General features: G+C 58.5%; 18 protein-coding genes. 10 read left to right on the top strand and 8 right to left on the bottom strand.

Translation table 11 applies throughout. From position 1 onward, the window contains the following. Positions 1-10: 10 nt before the first annotated feature. Both G5S37_RS15275 and kaiC read right to left on the bottom strand, forming a co-directional pair. A complete protein-coding gene (locus G5S37_RS15275) occupies positions 11-385 on the bottom strand; it encodes a circadian clock KaiB family protein (RefSeq protein WP_165205336.1) in 375 nt (124 codons plus the stop codon). Positions 386-416: 31 nt separating this feature from the next. Then, on the bottom strand, positions 417-2,105 hold the full coding sequence (kaiC, locus tag G5S37_RS15270; protein WP_165205335.1) for a circadian clock protein KaiC: 1,689 nt from the start codon (positions 2,103-2,105) through the stop codon (positions 417-419). Between the two features lie 223 nt (positions 2,106-2,328). On the opposite strand from kaiC, the gene G5S37_RS15265 reads away from it, so the two are divergent. Next, entirely contained in the window at positions 2,329-2,526 is a 198-nt protein-coding gene (locus G5S37_RS15265; protein WP_165205334.1) for a hypothetical protein, read from the top strand. A gap of 270 nt (positions 2,527-2,796) precedes the next feature. Here the strand turns inward: G5S37_RS15265 and G5S37_RS15260 are convergent, their stop codons facing one another. The 5 genes from G5S37_RS15260 to kdsB form a co-directional block, all read right to left on the bottom strand. Beyond that, the gene (locus G5S37_RS15260) at positions 2,797-3,141 is read right to left on the bottom strand and encodes a cupin domain-containing protein (RefSeq protein WP_165205333.1); all 345 of its coding nucleotides are present in this window, start codon (positions 3,139-3,141) and stop codon (positions 2,797-2,799) included. Positions 3,142-3,174: 33 nt separating this feature from the next. Beyond that, positions 3,175-3,378 (bottom strand): hypothetical protein, encoded by a 204-nt coding sequence (locus tag G5S37_RS15255; protein ID WP_165205332.1) that lies wholly within the window; start codon positions 3,376-3,378, stop codon positions 3,175-3,177. Between the two features lie 84 nt (positions 3,379-3,462). Then, positions 3,463-5,178, bottom strand: coding sequence for a hypothetical protein (locus G5S37_RS15250; protein ID WP_165205331.1), 1,716 nt, complete (start codon positions 5,176-5,178; stop codon positions 3,463-3,465). A gap of 120 nt (positions 5,179-5,298) precedes the next feature. Continuing rightward, positions 5,299-6,906 carry a CTP synthase gene (locus tag G5S37_RS15245; RefSeq protein ID WP_276617048.1) on the bottom strand — a complete coding sequence of 536 codons (1,608 nt, stop codon included), beginning with the start codon at positions 6,904-6,906 and terminating at the stop codon, positions 5,299-5,301. Between the two features lie 55 nt (positions 6,907-6,961). Further along, positions 6,962-7,708, bottom strand: a complete 747-nt coding sequence (gene kdsB, locus G5S37_RS15240; RefSeq protein WP_240914880.1) for a 3-deoxy-manno-octulosonate cytidylyltransferase — start codon at positions 7,706-7,708, stop codon at positions 6,962-6,964. 848 nt (positions 7,709-8,556) lie between these two features. Here kdsB and G5S37_RS15235 point away from each other — a divergent pair. The 7 genes from G5S37_RS15235 (at position 8,557) to G5S37_RS15205 (ending at position 13,857) form a co-directional block, all read left to right on the top strand. Then, complete coding sequence (locus G5S37_RS15235; RefSeq protein WP_165211643.1) at positions 8,557-8,979, top strand: GCN5 family acetyltransferase; 423 nt, start codon at positions 8,557-8,559, stop codon at positions 8,977-8,979. Positions 8,980-8,999: 20 nt separating this feature from the next. Further along, positions 9,000-9,554, top strand: a complete 555-nt coding sequence (locus G5S37_RS15230) for a macro domain-containing protein (RefSeq protein WP_165205329.1) — start codon at positions 9,000-9,002, stop codon at positions 9,552-9,554. A 104-nt stretch (positions 9,555-9,658) separates the two neighbouring features. Further along, positions 9,659-10,321, top strand: coding sequence for a YcxB family protein (locus G5S37_RS15225; RefSeq protein ID WP_165205328.1), 663 nt, complete (start codon positions 9,659-9,661; stop codon positions 10,319-10,321). Positions 10,322-10,462: 141 nt separating this feature from the next. After that, on the top strand, positions 10,463-11,050 hold the full coding sequence (locus tag G5S37_RS15220) for a YcxB family protein (protein ID WP_165205327.1): 588 nt from the start codon (positions 10,463-10,465) through the stop codon (positions 11,048-11,050). 36 nt (positions 11,051-11,086) lie between these two features. Further along, positions 11,087-11,491: a hypothetical protein gene (locus G5S37_RS15215; protein ID WP_165205326.1), complete on the top strand. Its 405-nt coding sequence runs from the start codon at positions 11,087-11,089 to the stop codon at positions 11,489-11,491. A gap of 161 nt (positions 11,492-11,652) precedes the next feature. Continuing rightward, a complete protein-coding gene (locus tag G5S37_RS15210) occupies positions 11,653-12,927 on the top strand; it encodes a HEAT repeat domain-containing protein (RefSeq protein ID WP_165205325.1) in 1,275 nt (424 codons plus the stop codon). Between the two features lie 72 nt (positions 12,928-12,999). Further along, positions 13,000-13,857, top strand: a complete 858-nt coding sequence (locus G5S37_RS15205) for an oxidoreductase (RefSeq protein ID WP_165205324.1) — start codon at positions 13,000-13,002, stop codon at positions 13,855-13,857. A gap of 12 nt (positions 13,858-13,869) precedes the next feature. Here the strand turns inward: G5S37_RS15205 and G5S37_RS15200 are convergent, their stop codons facing one another. Further along, positions 13,870-15,663, bottom strand: a complete 1,794-nt coding sequence (locus tag G5S37_RS15200) for a PP2C family protein-serine/threonine phosphatase (RefSeq protein WP_165205323.1) — start codon at positions 15,661-15,663, stop codon at positions 13,870-13,872. Positions 15,664-15,865: 202 nt separating this feature from the next. Here G5S37_RS15200 and G5S37_RS15195 point away from each other — a divergent pair, with 202 nt between their 5' ends. Together G5S37_RS15195 and G5S37_RS15190 are read left to right on the top strand one after the other, a co-directional pair. Continuing rightward, a complete protein-coding gene (locus G5S37_RS15195) occupies positions 15,866-16,576 on the top strand; it encodes a hypothetical protein (protein WP_206026467.1) in 711 nt (236 codons plus the stop codon). Between the two features lie 42 nt (positions 16,577-16,618). Then, complete coding sequence (locus G5S37_RS15190) at positions 16,619-17,338, top strand: DUF6348 family protein (RefSeq protein WP_165205321.1); 720 nt, start codon at positions 16,619-16,621, stop codon at positions 17,336-17,338. The last annotated feature ends 86 nt before the right edge of the window (positions 17,339-17,424 follow it).

The following is a 17,424-nucleotide window of genomic DNA, read 5'->3' as shown; positions in this document are numbered from 1 at the left end:
GGCCGCCGGGTTAGTTCGGCGGAATGGGTTTGAGGTCCATTCCCACCATCACACGCTCAAGGTTCGAGAGGTCGCCAATGATGCGCTTGATCGGTTCCGGCAGCTTCCGCACCAGAGTGGGAATGGCGAGAATCTGATCATTCTGTGCCAGCTGCGGTTTCTTCACGAGGTCGATAACCTCGATCTCATACCGGCCGGCGAGGTGCTCTTCGCAGAGACGCTTCAGGTTGGCGAACGCTGTCAACGACTTCGGCGTCTGGCCAGCGACGTAGAGACGCAGCTTCCAGCTATCGTGGTCGTGCCCATCAGGGGCAATTGCCTTCGGTTTGACCGTTTTTTTGGCCGATTTCTTTGCTGGTTTTTTCCTGGCGGCGCTTGCGCTCATGAGTGGGAGTTCTCTTCTATCGCTTCTCGTTCTATTTCCGGCTGCGTGCCATGGCATCTCGATCCAAATCCAACGCCTCAGCTGCGAGTACGCTCGAATTGCGCATGCGGGCAAACTCCTCCTCCTCGGCCTTGAACCCGGCCTGGAGTGCCTCGATTTGCGCCTGCATGGCCTTGCGGCGGTGCTCCATGGCCATTTCCTTACGACGGAGTTCGTCCTTGAGGGCAAGCCTGGTCGCCTTCTCCTTCGCTTCCTGGGAGAGTCGGGCGGAGCCGGTGAGCACGCCCTCGGCGCCGAGATACGGGACCACGAGCTTGATACCTTTTGAGGTGATGAGGAACTCCCGCACCTGGTTGGAGTGGTTCATGCCACGCGACTTCAGCACGTAAAGGGCGCGGTTGCGTTCACCGCCGAGCTCGATGTCACGCAGCAGCATCCAGGTATCTACCATGGAGCTCAGTCCCTCATCCGTGGATTCCTGCTGGTTGCCCATGGTTCCAAGACTCACCATGAATCCGGTAATCTTCTCCTTCCTCAGGAAATCTACCAGGCGAGTGAGCATGCTGGAGGAGTCCTCCAGCGTGCCTGCGGTCTGGAGATTGGAGATGGGATCCACAATCACCACTGTGGGTTTGTATTCGGAAACAAGCTTGTGCATCAGCACCAGATGCATTTCCAGGCCATGCACCGTGGGACGCGTGGTGTGGAACTGCAGCAGCCCCTTCTTCACCCACTGATCCAGCCGGAGCCCGATGGAGTGCATGTTCCGCTGAATCTGCGAGGCGGATTCTTCGAAGGAGAAATACAGGCAGCGTTCGCCGCGACGGCAGGTGGCGTCTGCAAGATGCGCGGCAACGCTCGATTTTCCGGTGCCTGCGGTACCACTGAGGAGTACGGTGCTGCCTTTGTAAAAGCCCCCGCCGCCCAGCATTTCATCCAGCGCCGGAATGCCACTGGAGACGCGTTCGTTGGACACGGTGTAGTCCATGCCCGAGGCGGTGATGGGAAGGACGGAGATGCCCTTCTCATCGATCAGGAAGGGATACTCATTCGTGCCATGCGTAGAGCCGCGATACTTCACCACGCGCAGACGGCGGGTGGAAATCTGGCCATACACACGATGGTCCAGTAGAATCACGCAGTCGGAGACATACTCCTCCAGTCCCTGACGGGTGAGCTGGCCCTCGCCACGCTCACCGGTAATGATGGTGGTCATGCCTTTGTCCTTCAACCAGCCGAAAAGGCGACGTAGCTCGGAGCGGAGGATGGCTTGATTGGAGAGGCCGGAGAAAAGCGTCTCGATGGTATCCAGCACCACACGCTTCGCCTTGATCTGATCAATCGCGTAGCCGAGGCGGATGAAAAGGCCTTCCAGATCATATTCGCCGTTTTCCTCGATTTCACTGCGCTCGACATGGACGTAGTCGATGATGAGCTTTTTCTTCGCGATGAGATCGTCAACGTCGAAGCCCAGTGAGGCGACGTTCTTTTTGATGTCCTCCACGCCTTCTTCGAAGGTCATGAGCACGCCAGGCTCGTTGTATTCCATGGCGCCGCGGATGAGGAATTCAATTGCGAGCAAGGATTTGCCGCAGCCGGCCGAGCCGCACACGAGCGTAGGTCTGCCTTGGGGCACGCCTCCGTTCGTGATCTCATCAAGGCCTGTGATGCCCGTCAGCGCTTTTTTCAGAAGGGGAGGAGAGGAGGCTTTCTTAGCCATGTGTGTCGCGGTTGGAGCGGGAGTGTTGAATGCCTTTGCAGAGTCCCTGTTGGGCAAATGAGAGTCAAGTCGAAACGGGAAGGGGAACCTGTTGTAGCGTTGAATGATGGAAAAGAACGGAGGTGGAAGATTGCGTGTTCTACATGCGTATGCACCAACCGCCTCCGAGGGGAGAGTGAGAGCTACAGCCACTCCGGCGCGTGCCTGCGAACCAGTCGCTGTTATGAAAACAAAACTCCTCACCCTTGGCGTTGCTCTGACAGCCATGTTGGGTGCTGCAAGTTGCACGACAGTGGAAGTGCCACCACCCACGGTGGTGACCACGACTACTACCACGCAGGAGACTGTGAGGTCGATTCAAACGCATACACCCGGCATGGGGGCGAGCACCACCACGACGCGAACCTATCGCACCTATTAAGGCCATTGGTTGCCTCGCGTTGCATTTTTTGCGTGCCTAAGCCGTCGTCGGCGTATTGCCGGCGACGGCTTTCATGTCCCAGCGAAGTCAGTCGTGATGGTTCCCGGCACAAGTGCTCGTCGGCCGAGTATGGGTGAGTTTGAAGGCAAGGGGTTCAATACAGACACACAGAGACGTAGAGGGAACTTCGGAGACTGAGAGCTGCGGCTTTATGGTGGATCCAATACACATCGCCACACCCCAGCATCGCCTGGCAGTATTCACACATTCCTAATCCTTCGTGCCCGGCGGATAGGCGGGGCCGGCATAGACATTGAACGTCACTGCCTCACCCTGGCCATGGTTGCGAAACTGGTGTTTCACTCCTGCGGGTATGACCACAAATTGACCCGTGCACACGGTCACCTCGTCCTCACCGACGGTACCGGTGACACAGCCATCCAGCACCAGGAGCACCTGGTCGCTCTCGGGATGATCTTCCGGCTCACCAGTCACCTGTCCCTCTGCAAGGCGCATCATGGCCACCTGACTGCGGTCGCTGGTGGTGAGCACTTCAAACCAGGACTCTTTTTTTGAGATGTCGTGCACCAACGGATGATTGCTCACAGCAGGCATGATGAGTGGTGTGGGGGTGAAGATGAAATGAAATCACTGACGCTGTTCGGTGGGAGCCGGGGAATTCTGATTTTGCATCTGTTTTTGCGCATCGCGCATGCCTCCCGTCCAGAGAATGACCCATGCGCCCACTGCTGCGAGAATGACCAGGAAGATGAGGATCACGATGCTGAAGGCGCAGCCGCGGTCCTTCTTCAGCGGCTCGGGATCGGGTGGGAATGCAGGTTCCTCTTTCATAGATGGTGCGGGGCGGGCGATTCACTACTGAATCGCTCAATCCACGCACCGCGTCCGTACGCCTTCAGAGAACACCTGCCCCGTTCAGGATGGCAGCGAGGGAGGCTGGGGACGGCGAATGGTAAGCGCATCATCCAGCGGGTCCGACTCAGCAGGCACATCAAGGGGTGAATGCTGCGCGGGCGCCGGCAACGGTGGCGGCGGGGCGGAGGCCGAGACGGAGGTGACTGGCGAGGTGATCACAGCCAGGATTTTTCTCCGGCTGTCGATGAACGGCTGCAACTCCTGCGGCTTGATGCGCTGGTCGAGGCGATACACGAACAACCGGCCACTCACGGCCTCCACGGTCCACCCGCGATCACGGTCGAAGTGGCCCAAGATCGACTCCGTGAAGAATCGGCGGATGGCGAGCTCGTTCATCCCGCGCAGCAGGTACTTGCTGCTGAACTCAGGATGGGAGGGGAAGTCGATGTCCTTCCCACCAAAGAGGCTGCCCAGTTTGTCTCCCATGTGCTCGGGGCGCATCAGGAAGTGGGGTAGCATGCGGGTGAGGTCGTCCTGGAAACAGCAGATGGTCTGCGTGTAAGTGCGGGCGCTCTTGCCGCTGCCCTCCGTGAACTGGATGTCAAAGATGCGCGGTTGGCCAGGACCCGGTGGGAGTTCAATGATGTTCGACAGCTTGCGACCGCGTCCGCGCATGCTGAGCTCCGAGCTGCTGATGAGTTGGTCATCTGTGGGCGCGGAGTTTTGGCGGAAGGTCCAACCCATGGAGTGGACCATGTTTTTCACCGCATTGGTGCGCTTCCGCTCCAGATACATAAAGAGCACCACGAACCCGCCGATGAGCAGGAAGACGACGAGAACTATCGCCACGGTGATGGCGGTAGTGACCCACGAAGGGGCCTTGCGCTTGGCCTTCGACGTGTCGTGAGTAACTGGGGAGGAAGAAGGCGTGGGCGTAGGGGCAGGAGCCGGTGCCGCTTGGGATGGCGCAGGCGTCATGGACACGGGCGGGTGCTCCGGTGCCTTGGGAGGTTGCGGGGAAGGTGTGGGCGCAGGTGCGGGAGCAGCTTTGTTCGCCGGAGGCGCTGGTGAAGCTGGCGTGCCATACATCAGCCGCACTTGATCAAAGAGCGGGCTCTTCACGCCTGCTTCTTCGAGTTCCTTGAAATCATCCAGCACCGCCTGGCCGAAGGTGCGCGTGTCAGATTCGCCGAGGGAGGAGTTCTGCTCTGCCTTGTAGATGGCCATGGCTTCCTGCACCTCACCGGTGAGCAGCATGCCGTGGGCGAGGTTCGTCTTGATCCAGAGCTGGGTGGGATCCAGACGCAGTCCACGGCGTGCGCTGTTCTCCGCATCGGCAGGGCGACTGGCCAGCAGTTGCTGGTAGGCGAGGCGACCGTAGATCACAGCAGTGCGCTCGCGGAGTTCCAGCGTGTTCTTCGCAGCCAGCAGGGCATCATACTCTGGCGCGGCCTTCTCGATCATGGTCAGCGCGCGGGCGTTGTCATGCATGAGCATATACACCGTGGCGATGCGGTCCTTGTAGAAGGCGCTGAGCTCGCGGTACAGCGGACCGTATTCCGCGTGGTCCACATACGTGGGCTTCAGCGTGTCTGCATCCCGCAGTGCCAGTGCGTAGAAGGCGAGGGCGGATTTGTAGTCCTCCGCTTTGAGCTTGGCATCCGCATTCTGCTCGTGCTGCACCATGCGATTGTGCACCACATCCGGGTCTTCAATCTTCTGCGCGAGCACTCCACCGCTGGTGTTACTCAGGAAGAGGGCGGCGAGTAGGAGCACCCACACGGCCCTCAAGGCGGAAGCAGAGACTGACAGTCTGAAAAGAAAACGCACACGTTCACCCATGCCGCCAGTGTAGCAGCGAGAATGCCTGTGTGCGTCTCTGAGAGTAAAGATTTTTTAGTGCGCGCCTTGAGTCCTCAGCGCCGCGCCCACGAATCCATAGAAAATGGGGTGCGGGTGATTCGGCCGGGAGAGCAGTTCCGGGTGGAACTGGCACGCGACGAAGAAAGGATGGCTCTTCAGCTCGATGATCTCAGCCAGCGCGCCGTCCGGGGACGTGCCGCTGATGAGGAAGTCATGGGCTTCCATCCTGTCCTTGAAGTCCGAGTTGAACTCATACCGGTGGCGGTGACGCTCGGTGATGGTGGCGCTGTGGTAGAGGTCGTAGGCCTTCGTGCCGGGAAGGATGTCGGTAACCCACGCGCCGAGACGCATGGAGCCGCCCTTCTGCGTGACCTTCTGCTGCTCTTCCAGCAGGCTCACCACGGGATAGGGGGTGACCTTGTCAAACTCGGTGCTGTTCGCCTCTTTCCAGCCGCACACATTCCGCGCGTACTCGATGACGGCGATCTGCATGCCGAGACAGATGCCGAAATACGGAATCTTGTTCTCACGGGCGAAACGGCACGCGGCAATCTTGCCCTCCGTACCACGGTCGCCGAAGCCACCAGGCACCAGGATGCCCTGCACGCCGGTGAGATAGAGATCCGCGCCGGCTTTTTCGATATTCTCCGCATCGATCTTCACCACTTCCACCTTCGTGTCGTGGGCGGCGCCGGCATGCACGAGGGATTCGTAGATGCTCTTGTACGCGTCGTTGAGCTCGATGTACTTGCCCACTACTGCGATGCGCACGTGGTGGGAGGGATTGATGATGCGCTGCACGAACTGCTTCCAGCGGGTGAGCTCCGGTGGGCGGGTATCGATTTTCAGCAGGCGGCACACGAGGTCATCCAGCTTCTCTTCGTGAAGCTTCAGTGGCACCTCATAGATGGAGTGCTTCGTATCGCGGGCCTCGATGACGGCCTCAGGCGCGACGTTACAGAAGAGGGAAATCTTGTCCTTCAGGTCCTGGTCGATCGGCATCTCCGTGCGGCAGAGCACGACGCCGGGGCTGATACCGATTTCGCGCAGCTTCGCGATGCTCTGCTGGGTGGGCTTCGTCTTGAGCTCACCCGCTGCACGCATGTAGATGACCAGGGTGGTGTGGATGAAGAGGCAATTGTCCTGGCCGACTTCCTGGCCGAACTGACGGATGGCTTCGAGGAAGGGCAGGCCCTCGATGTCCCCCACGGTGCCGCCGATTTCCGTGATGATGATATCGGCAGTCATCTCGCGAGCCACCTTGCGGATGCGCTCCTTGATTTCATTCGTCACGTGCGGAATCACCTGCACGGTGCTGCCAAGGTAGCCGCCGCTGCGTTCGCGGGCGAGTACGTTCGTGTACACCTGGCCGCTGGTCAGGTTGTTCAGCTTGGAGAGATTGGTCCCGGTGAAGCGCTCGTAGTGACCCAGGTCCAGGTCCGTCTCCGCGCCGTCGTCGAGCACGTACACCTCCCCGTGCTCATAGGGGTTCATGGTGCCGGGGTCGACGTTGAGGTAGGGGTCGAACTTCTGAAGGATGACTTTGAGGCCACGGTGCTCAAGCAGGGTGCCGAGCGAGGCTGCCGCCAGTCCCTTACCAAGGGAGCTGACCACGCCGCCAGTGACGAAGATGTATTTCATTATGCAGGTGAGGTGTGAGGAGGTGAGCGTCGGGAGTTGTTTATTAAAAAAACGGTCAGTTTGAAATCAGTACTTTCTCAATCGCGTCGGCCTGCTCCCGTGTGTCCACTCCGGGAGAGAGGTCCCTGGTGGGCACCACGCGGATGCGGGCGCCATTTTCCAGGGCCCGGAGCTGTTCCAGAGACTCCGTCTTCTCCAGGGGAGAGGGGGGCCACGTGACGAACTGAAAGAGGAAATCCCGCTGGAATCCGTAGATTCCCAAATGGCGATACGTGGTGATGCCCGTGTCCGGATTCCGGGGGAAGGGGATCAGCGAGCGGGAGAAGTAGAGGGCATCCTTTCGGGAATCGAGCACCACTTTCACGACATTATTGTCGTGCAGGTGCGCCTCCTCCTCGATGGGGGCTGCCGCGGTAATCATGGGCACCTCCGGCTCACGGATGAGCGTGAGGGCCAGCTCATCGATGAGGGCTGGGGAGATGAGGGGCTCGTCTCCCTGGACATTGATGATGACGGAGTGCCTCGGGAAGGACTTGGCTGCCTCCGCCACGCGGTCGGTGCCGCTGGGGTGGTCAGGGTCCGTGAGCACCGGCACGGCATTGATGCGGCGTGCCGCGTCGGCGATGCGCTCATCATCCGTGGCAATCACCACCTGGTCGACATGCTGGCACTGCAGGCAGCGCTCCCAGACGTGCTGGACGAGCGGTTTTCCGGCGATGAGGTGGAGCGGCTTTCCGGGGAATCGAGTAGATCCCCAGCGCGCAGGAATGACAACGAGGACTTGCGGACGTGATGAGGACAAAGTGTGCGGGCGCGGTTTAACTTCCATGCCTCGAAAGGGGGGGGCATGCAAACGGATTTGTGACATTCTGCGGGATGTTTGGCGGGGGTGTGATAGGCGGAGCGGCTTGAACAGACGGACGAGCGCGAAATGAAGGAATACCCAGTTGATTTAACCTGCTTCAAGTCGCTAAAAGTGTGGGCTCTGTGACTTGTATTCACGTTCCTGTTCAAGTGTGCAGATGGGCATGGATGCCGCCACCCTGGGTGGCTGGACGAGTCGTGTCTGTGAGTTGAGTTGCGGTCGAACAGCAGTAATGTTGCGAAGACTGGAATGGAGGTCCCGCTGCCTGGGCGGGGCAGGGAAAGGCCATGCACGATCTGTATCATCAAAAGCAGCCGCCTACGCTGTCGGCGATAACCTTGGGATTTGTGGTCGCGACCTTTCTGCCGCCCATCATCGTCGGGTGGCTTGCGGTATCCGGAGTTCCGGACCTCCAATCCCGCGAAGTGTGGACCATGGTGATTCCTATCGTTGCGTCCGTGGTGGTGGGCATTGTATTGGGGTGCTGGGTGTCCAACGACGTGCCAGTGGGTTGCGCCGTTCTCCTGTCGCCATTGATCCCTGCGGGATTCTGGTGTGTCCTGGGAGTCGGGATTGAGCTTTGGAAGCATGACGTTCCCGTTCCGCGCACTCTGCTCATGGCATGCGCGATGTTTCCTATTATTCTGCTGCTCTCCACACCTGCCGCGGGAGTATTCATACTGACGCGATGGCTTGTGAGAAGGTAAGGGGTGATGGCGCAAGATTGGTTCTTCCCTCCTGTGCTCAAATGCGGCTTGAACGCTGAACATTCTCACACCCTGAACATGTCCTATCCCGATGCTATTACCCCAGAACTGGTAGGCTCATATCCTGCAACTGCCGAAGCTGGAGGCGGCTATGTGTGGGATGCTGTCTTGGAATACCGCGTGTGGTGCCATCCTGAGCGGGGTGCCGAGGACACGGAAAATGGGAGTGACTACTACTATGTCTTTGCCACTTATGAAGAAGCGCTTGATTGCCACGAATCAACCGTCGGATCAGAGAAGCCACTAGCTCTGGTTCTTCAGGAGGAGTACATTGATGAACCAGAAAATGGCAGGTACGTCCATATGAAGGAACGACGCATCGCTGAATGGGCGATCGAGTTTCTGAGCAGACCCCGGCGAACGGCGAAAACGATTCCTGACTTCTTGGCGCCAGACGCTCCGTCCAACAGGCTGGATATCTTGAGAGGCCTCGCTAAATGACAAGTTTCGTGCACTGACTGATGAAATTGATTCTCTGCTTCCAAGGAATCACCGAGGTGGAGATCGTGGCGGGTCACATTTGCCGGTTGCTATGCGATGCCATCGTGAGTCCGGCGAATTCCTTTGGATTCATGGACGGCAGGCTGGATCGTCTATTGTCTGAGCGGTTTGGCTGGGACTTGGAGAAGCGTGTGCAGGAGGCCATTCAAAGCCGTCCGGTGGGTGAGTTGCTCGTCGGTGAGGCGATCGTGGTTCCCACCCATGACGACAAAACTCCCTGGCTCATTTGTGCTCCCACCATGCGTGTGCCCATGAGGATTTGCACCTCGGTGAACGCTTACCTTGCGATGAAGGCGATCCTTGCTGCGGTGATGAGCTACGCAGGCGTGACGCCCATCGAGACTATCGCAGTCCCGGGCTTGGGCACTGGGGTGGGGCAACTTGCTCCCGAACTGTCAGCAGGTCAGATGGCGCAGGCCTATCGAGATGGTCCTGCGGGAGCACAAATACCCGGCCAACTTCGCGGAGGCTCAGCACATGCATCTCCGTCTGAATCGGACGGGAATGATCTATGACTGACTGGGTGTGTCTGAGCTGACACGTGTTGTCACCGCTCCTGATCTCACCGCCATTGCGAGGGTGATCGCGGAGCTTCTTGAGTTGATTGAGGGGGAGGTGAATGGATGGCTATCCATCAGGAAGAGCTGGTCGCCCCGGTGCGCGCGTTAAGAAGGCCGGATTCAGGCAGTTTCTAAAAAATAAGCGGCTTTTTGTGTGGCAGGGCGAGTCAGTCTTTGCCATAGACCACCACATGAGTGCTGGTGAGGAAGCGGAGTCCAAGCGTGTGGTGGTGGAAATCACCCGAGGCGATATCGTTCGCGTGGCTTTTCACATGATGCTGCGATTGCGTGGGCTATGGGCAATCTATGTACTCGGTTTCGGCGTGACTCTCTGGGCGCAGTGCCACGGTGAGTACGGTCCGACCAGCTTGTTCATGGCAGTGTTCTTCGTCGTCCTGTATGCCGTGTTTTGGACCATCTTGTTTTTCATGGCTGTGCTTCTCGGTTCGATTTTGACGGCGCTCCAAGTCTCCACCATGAAGGGAATATTGGGCAGCCATACTTATGAGATTCGTGAGGACGGCCTTTTCGAGAGCACGTGTGCGAACCAGACTCTCACGAATTGGTCGGTGATTCCGCGAGCCGTTCGTACCAAACGATACATCCTGGTGAAGTTGACGTGGTGGCTGTTTCATCTCATCCCACGACGTGCCTTCTCTGATGTCGCGGCTGACGATGCTTTCTTTGCAGCGCTTCAGCAGCGGATTGGTCGGAGCGCCTGATCGTGGCTCGAGGTGTGATTGCGACAGGGAGCTGTCTCCGCGTTCCTGAATATGGCCCAGCGCACACGCATGAAGAATTTTGAATTTGAAAGGTTTGGTGGATGTATAGCCACCATAAATCGCTAGCGTGTACCACGGAAAATGATCACTGAAGATGCAGCCAACGCCGGTAATGAACGACCATCAACCACGAGTGAGGGGCCTGAGATTTCTGCCCACTATACATGGACGGCGGAAGAACTGCTCGCGGCACGTCGCCTGCACGGATTGCATACGCTCCGGCGCCCGTTTCGCTTCGGGTTCGGTCTGATAGTACTCCTGGCACTTTTGGGTGCTTGCATGGCCATTTATCACGATGGTCCTTCATTCACCGCGGTGCTGCTGCTGCTGGCCTCACTCTACATGGCATTCTTTCGCCGTCATTATCTGAGATGGAATACGAAGCGACAGTTCCGGAAACGTCCCGACAATGGATCCCAGGTGAACTGGACCTTTACCTCGGAGCGTGCGCAGGTGACTTTGTCCGACGGCTCCAAAGCTGAGAATCCGTGGTCCACTTTTGTCAAAGCAGTGCTCGCCCCAGAAGGAGTGCTACTGTATCCGATCAATGAGCTCTTCTACTGGGTCCCACGTGGCGGGTTTGAATCGGAGGAGGTGTTCCAAGAATTCGTTTCGATGGTGCAGAAGAAGGTATCGAAAACACACAGCGTGGGGGCGAGAAAGTCTTGAGTGCGGTCAACTTCGCAAAGTCAGCGAACTCAAGCCATGCCCCTTGAGACTCGTTACATCACCGTGGATCTCGTCGTAAAAGGAAGCGGCGGGACATGTCTCCTGGTCGCGGCGTTGGAGGCAAAGAACTATGTCGTTCAGAAGCATGACTGGAATGCTGGCAACCTGTGGCTGCTGAACATTGGTTGCCCGCGCGATTTTGACGAGCCCGAGCCTTGTATCATCAAGTATTGCGAAGACTTGGAATCCATCCCGACGGAGGCGAGAGCGGAGTGGGCTGGGGCGAACTTCAGGGAGTTCTCGATTGGTTATGAAACAGGCGGGCAACCTACTTGCTTCGAGCAGCACTTGAAGCCGGAGACCCTGGCAAGGGTGGTGGGGCTTGGACTTGGGATTGGTATCGTGCTCTATCCCATCAAACACGAATCGCCCGGTGTGTAACTTCACGGCGACTGCGCTGGGAGGGCGGGAATGAATGCCCGTTGCCCCTGAAGAGGGGAAAGGCTCGCGTTTTTTCCAAAGAAAAGTGGTCGCACCGCGTAGTGCTCTCGAAAGGGCAAGAGTCCGAGGCGAAGATCACCTGTTTTCAGCGTTACCCACCCATGTCCACGCAGCCAACCCGCCATGCCTTCATCCAACAAAGGGCCAGGGTCGCCATCCGGAGCGTATGCGTCAGTGTCTGCGTTTGCGCCTGCGTCATTTTGGGTTGTCTTACCTCTGCATCTGCTCTGCCCGGCCTTGGCGCGGAATCCAGTGTGGAGTGGCTGACCTGCAAGTCCGAGGTCGTGGCGGTGGGCAGACTTCAATCAGTAACCACAGTCAATGGACCCGGGGATGTCGTCTACGAAGATACCATCCTCGCCGTCTCGGAAATGTTCAAGGGGCCGCCGGTCAGGGAGTTGAAATTCAGCCATCGTCATTTCCGCCAGGAAAAGCAGCCCTGGATTGAGGCGAAGGGTGAGGTGCTGGTGTTTCTCGCGACAGAGGACGCTGGAGGAGAAAAACACATGGAAGGCGTCCTTTCTCCCGTGAACTATTTCTACTGCCACCCCTTTCCCATCTTTGATCTCGGGCAGCTTCCGAAGTTCTGCGTCGACAAGGACCTGAACATGATCATGGACCCTCAAAAGATACTGTCACTGGCAAGGACCTGGGGCTCTTCCAAGATTACCCACTGCGTGGAGTTGGAGGTGCCCTTTGATTCTTCTCTCGGACGTGAGATGGGCTACCAACGGCACCAACCCACGATTGAAGTGCCTGCGGAGGAAAAATACCGGGCGAAGTATGTGGAGATGGCCGGCTCGGAAAACCCCTCATACCGCGCCGAGGCCGTATACAATCTTCTGAAATGCCCGGGACCTGAGACAGAGCGAATCCTGCGGGACCTCCTGAAGGATGAATCAACGACGATCCAATCCGGCAGTGAAGCCGATGTCGCCGAAGTGAGTTTCTACGTCCGACAGGCCGCGTTTCGCGGCTTGGTATCGCTGGGAGTGCAGGTGGCGGAACCTCCACTGAAACGCCGGCCTACCGCCGAGGAATCACGAAACCACCGGACGCAGTTCTGGGGCAGTCAGTTTCGAATGTACATGAGGGGAGGATGGAAAGTGGAATCCGTGGAAGATGGCGCGTCCCTGCAGTTGGATGGCGAGGCATCTACCTCCGTCGTCGTGACCTGCAGCAAGGATGGTCGCAGATGCTGTTTCACGTTAGTCCCAAGAAAGTGGGGTAAAGAACAACTTCCCAATGGCGAGGACTTGGGGACTACGAGTTTGGAGTCAGCCAGAGGACGCCAGTTCATCCTGACGGGCACTCTTTCAAAGAAAGAAAAGGCGAACTTCAAAGAACAATTCGGCCTATATGCCACTCCGCGCTGAGGCTGGCATTGTAAACTTCTCTGCGAAAATTGGTGCTTGCCCGCCGGGGCGCCAAGCTCAATCGGTGGCGCCATGAGCAAAGTCTATCTCATCACCGGAACGAGCAGTGGATTTGGCAGGGCACTCGCAGAGGCGGTGCTGGAGCGCGGAGACAAAGCGGTCCTCACGGCGCGGAAGGTGGATGCAGTGAGCGATCTCATTCAGCGTTACCCGGACTCTGCTCTCTCAGTGAAGCTTGATGTCACGAATGAAGCAGAGCGACAGGCAGCGGTGCAGGCTGCCATCGAGCGGTTTGGCTGCATCGACGTGCTCGTGAACAATGCAGGACGCGGAAGCCTGGGTGCTGCGGAGGAGTTTTCCTCAACCCAACTGCGCGACCTGATGGACATCAACTTCTTCGCGTGTGCGGAGATGATTCGCGCGGTACTGCCTCACATGCGGCTGCAGAAGAGCGGACACATCCTGAATATTTCCAGCATCGGTGGTCGTGTGAATGTGGGTGGCTTTGCCGTGTATGGTGCGGCGAAGTTTGCGCTCGAGGGCTACTCCGAAGCGCTGCATGATGAAGTGAAGCCACTGGGCATTCGTGTAACCGTCATCGAGCCTGGCGCCTTCCGCACGGAGTTTGCAGGTGATGCCAATGTGCGCCCGGTGAATCCCATTCCAGACTACCAGCCCGTCATCGAGCCCATCCGCCAGTACCTTTACGGTGGCAGCGGCAAGCAGCCGGGCGATCCACGCAAAGCGGCCGAAGTGATGATTCAAGTCGTGGAAAGCGAAGACCCGCCCCTGCGCCAGATGCTGGGCAAGGATGCCTATGGTCTCTGGGAGCAAAAACGCGCGACGATGGATGCTGAGATCGCCAAGTGGCGGGCGGTGGGTGAGGATACAGCGTTTCCGGACGTGAAGGTGGGGGCGATTGGCGGGTGAGCCCATTGCCGCTCACCCCGCCCGCCGTACTTCCATGCCAATCAGGCACACGTCATCGTCGAACTCGGCGTGTTCGGAGAACGCGCGGACATCTCCCAGGACACGCTGCAGCAGATCGTGGGGTGACTCATGGGAGCGATTTTTCACCACCTCAGCGAGTTGCTCGTGGCTGAAGAGATCCCCAGACGGATTCTCCACCTCGAAAAGTCCATCCGTGAACAGCATGAAAAAGTCACCGGCGGAGATGTCCTCCCGCTTGGTCTCATACGTGGCATCTTCGAAGAGCCCGAGGGCGCGCCCGGCATTCCCATTGCCATTTCCCATGGGATGCACACGACGCGTTCGCTGGTTGAGGCGCAGGGGCTGCGGATGGCCGGCATTGGCGTAGAGCACCTCACCGCGATCGACATCCGCCACCAGGTAGAATGCCGTGGCGAACATGGTGGATCCCGACTGCCGCAGGGAGCCGATCATGGCGCGGTTGATGCGCCCCAGCAATTCGCCGGGATCACGGGCGCGACTGGCTTCTTCACCTATTAGAGCACGCATCATGGCAGTGACCAGGGCAGCACGCACTCCGTGGCCCATGACATCGCAGATGAAGATGCCCACGGCATTGTCCGAAAGTGGCATCACGTCGAAGTAGTCCCCGCTCACGCCACCGGTAGGGAAGTAGAAGCTGAAGAACTTCAGCGCGCTCTCACCTTTGGCGCAATCGGGCGGCACCCTGGGAAACTTTTGTGGGAGCATCGCGAGCTGCAGTTCGCGGGCCATGTGGAGTTCCTGCTCCATCTGCTCATTCTTCTCCCGCAGTTCCTGCGTGCGTTTGATGACGCGCTGCTCGAGTTCTTCATTGAGCGCACGTAGCTCTTCCTGGGCCTGCCGCCGCGCGGCTTCGGCGCGATCGAGATGCCCGCCGACCAGGGCAGCGACATGGGCGATCACGTAGCCCAGCAGCGCTGCGAATGCCAGCGCGGCAAGGGCGGACAACAGCACGGGATTTACATGGAAACGGGTGAGCGCCCAGTTCCTCACGGCGCCGTCAATGAGAACGGCCGCCACCGTCACCGGAAGAAAGGAACGCAGCAAAAGGGCACGGGTGGATCTCCCCACGAAATAGCGCAGGGGCCAGCCCGTGGGACCCTGCGACGCGAGCAGTGCCGTGCCGAAGCAGAGAAACGCCGCGGCCGTGGTCATCGCCACGGGGATAATGGTGCCGCCATAGAGCAGGGGAGAGCCATACCAGTACCCCAGCAGCACGATGAGGCTGACTGTGGTCATGGCAAAGGCAGTCGCTCCTGCAGCCCATGAGCGAGGTCGCAAAGTGGCCAGGATGAGGGCCACACCTCCCAGGAGAAAATTCCCCGCCGTCACGGGCGACATGCGGCCCGTGGGCACGGAGCCAAACATCTCCGGATTCCGGATGAGCAGTTCCTCCAAGCCGATGCGCCAGCCGGTGCCAAACTCCACCAGCTTCATCACGGCAATGGAGGAGACCACTGCGGCGATTACTACAGCGAGGGCACGCAAGCCGCTCCGGGTCGCACGAAGCTGGAGCAGGAGGGAGCCACCCAAAAGCGTGAAGCACAGCGCCGTGCTGGGTGCCATGGGGATGTAGCGGGCCCGCACACTCGCCAGCAGCGGCCAACCGCCCATCCACGCTGCCAGGGTCAGGAAACTCAGGGTGAGCGTGAGGAGTGCGCCGACCAATGCGATGTGGGTATGCAAACGAGGAAGGTGCAGGGCCGCCGTCTTCGTGGCATGCTCACCCTCATCCGAAGAAGTAGATGCGTCCGTCTCAGCCATCGCGAGAAAAGGAAGTTTCCTGCAACTGAATCGGATGCCACAGGGGCATCGCGGGACGGGGGCTTGGATATCGCTTGTCCTGGTTGGCTGCGAATCAAGGAATTCTGCAACAGGGCGCTACAGGGACGGAATGGCACAAAATGCGGGGAAGATTGACGGAGTTCCATTTCGGGCCATATCGAGTCTGCCAAGGAGAGGAAAAATGAGTTTATTCGATTTCTTCAAAAGCCAGAAACCCAAGGCGCCCTCCTCGCCGGTGGAGACGGTGCCTGCCTTCGATCCGCACTCGGACTACGATTTGCTCTCAGCCACGCAGCGGGACACCCTTTGTGAAAGTGTTTTGCGGCAACATCTGCCACTGCTTGGTTTGACCGAAATGGAATCCCGAGTCTGGGTGGACGGCAGCGCGCCTCCCGTGCGCCGCATGTTTGAACTTCAACTTCTGAAAGGTGCGGGCTTGAAGGCGAAGTGGGGCTTCTCGCTGGACTTTGTTCCCCACCTCTCCGGTCGGCGTGTTAGCTGGCATCGTTCCAACAAGGCCGCGATGCTGGATGTGGTCGTGGATCCAAAGGACCTTGGACAGCCGAGCTACCTCTTTGGCAGCGCGAGGCTTTCGTCCGGCCTGCAAAAGCTCATTCCTGAAGCTCTGACAAGAGCGGTAGCCACCTGGGCAAAGGGCGACACGTATCAGGGCATGCTCGATATCATTCGGGAAATTCGCGAGTGTAATAGCAACTGCTTCGGCTTCTACAACTATACCCAACTGCCTCTTGCCTATATTTTCCTTTCAGCCATGACGGGTGAGTTGAATGCTGCTGACGAAGAGCTTGAACGCTACCTGTCATTGCACCACCTCAAAGAGGGGGAAGACGCCAAACTTCGGAAATTGGTGAGGGACTGTTGCTCCACTTGATGTTACACCGGACTTGACGATGCCGCCTCACACCTGGCGTTCATGAAAGCTCCATCCATCCTCATCTCCACTGTTCTTGCCATGTGTGCGGCCTTCAATCTTGGTGCTCAATCTGACCAGATGGACTCTCTGGCCAGCAAACTGGCGGTGTTGCTTCAACAATCGGCCTCGAAACAATCAGGCTTCCACTGCGAAGGTGGGCAGGTGATCACCGGTGGGAAGAAGGCAAGCTTCACTGCGGTATCGGAACAGGCGCTTGAGCACCAAGGGCGCTCTATTCAGGCTGCACGCATCGAGGTTTCTGTGGATGGTGTGCCCGTTCCGCAACTGACCTTTGGTGCGGTCGGAGTAGGGACCTCCCGGGAGGATGCGGATATGACCGCCATTCAGGAATGGTACATGGCCGCGGGAAAAGCCGTCATCGATGCGATAGGACGTCGGGCGGCGGAGACTGTGGTTGGCGGGTTTTCAGTCCATGCCGGACTCATGGGCATTCGTGGCAGCGCACCCGGCGGCTGGCTGCAAGGCACTGCCGAGATGAATACCAAAATACTGGATGTGCTCTTGCCCCACCTTCCCAAGGACGCATCCACGGTGGCCATCGATCTGAAGGTGGCGATGCAACCGGGCAGTGCTCCGGATGGGCAGTGTCTCATCAATGGCCAGCCCTCCCCGGCAGCGATGGAGGCTGTGAAGCGATTGGACTGGCCACAGGCGGGAGGTGGTTATCTGTTCAAACAGGCGTATGTACTGGTGAGATAGGGCATGGATGGAACGCATTTTCCGGGAGGGTTCGAAGCGGGAGATGACGATTGCGCGGCAAGACCAGCGCCTGCGAGTTCGTTCGC

Source organism: Roseimicrobium sp. ORNL1, assembly GCF_011044495.1.
In the GTDB taxonomy this organism is placed as follows: domain Bacteria; phylum Verrucomicrobiota; class Verrucomicrobiia; order Verrucomicrobiales; family Verrucomicrobiaceae; genus Roseimicrobium.
The sequence above is the reverse complement of the archived record's forward strand: the minus strand, read 5'-3'. Positions and strand labels throughout refer to the sequence as shown.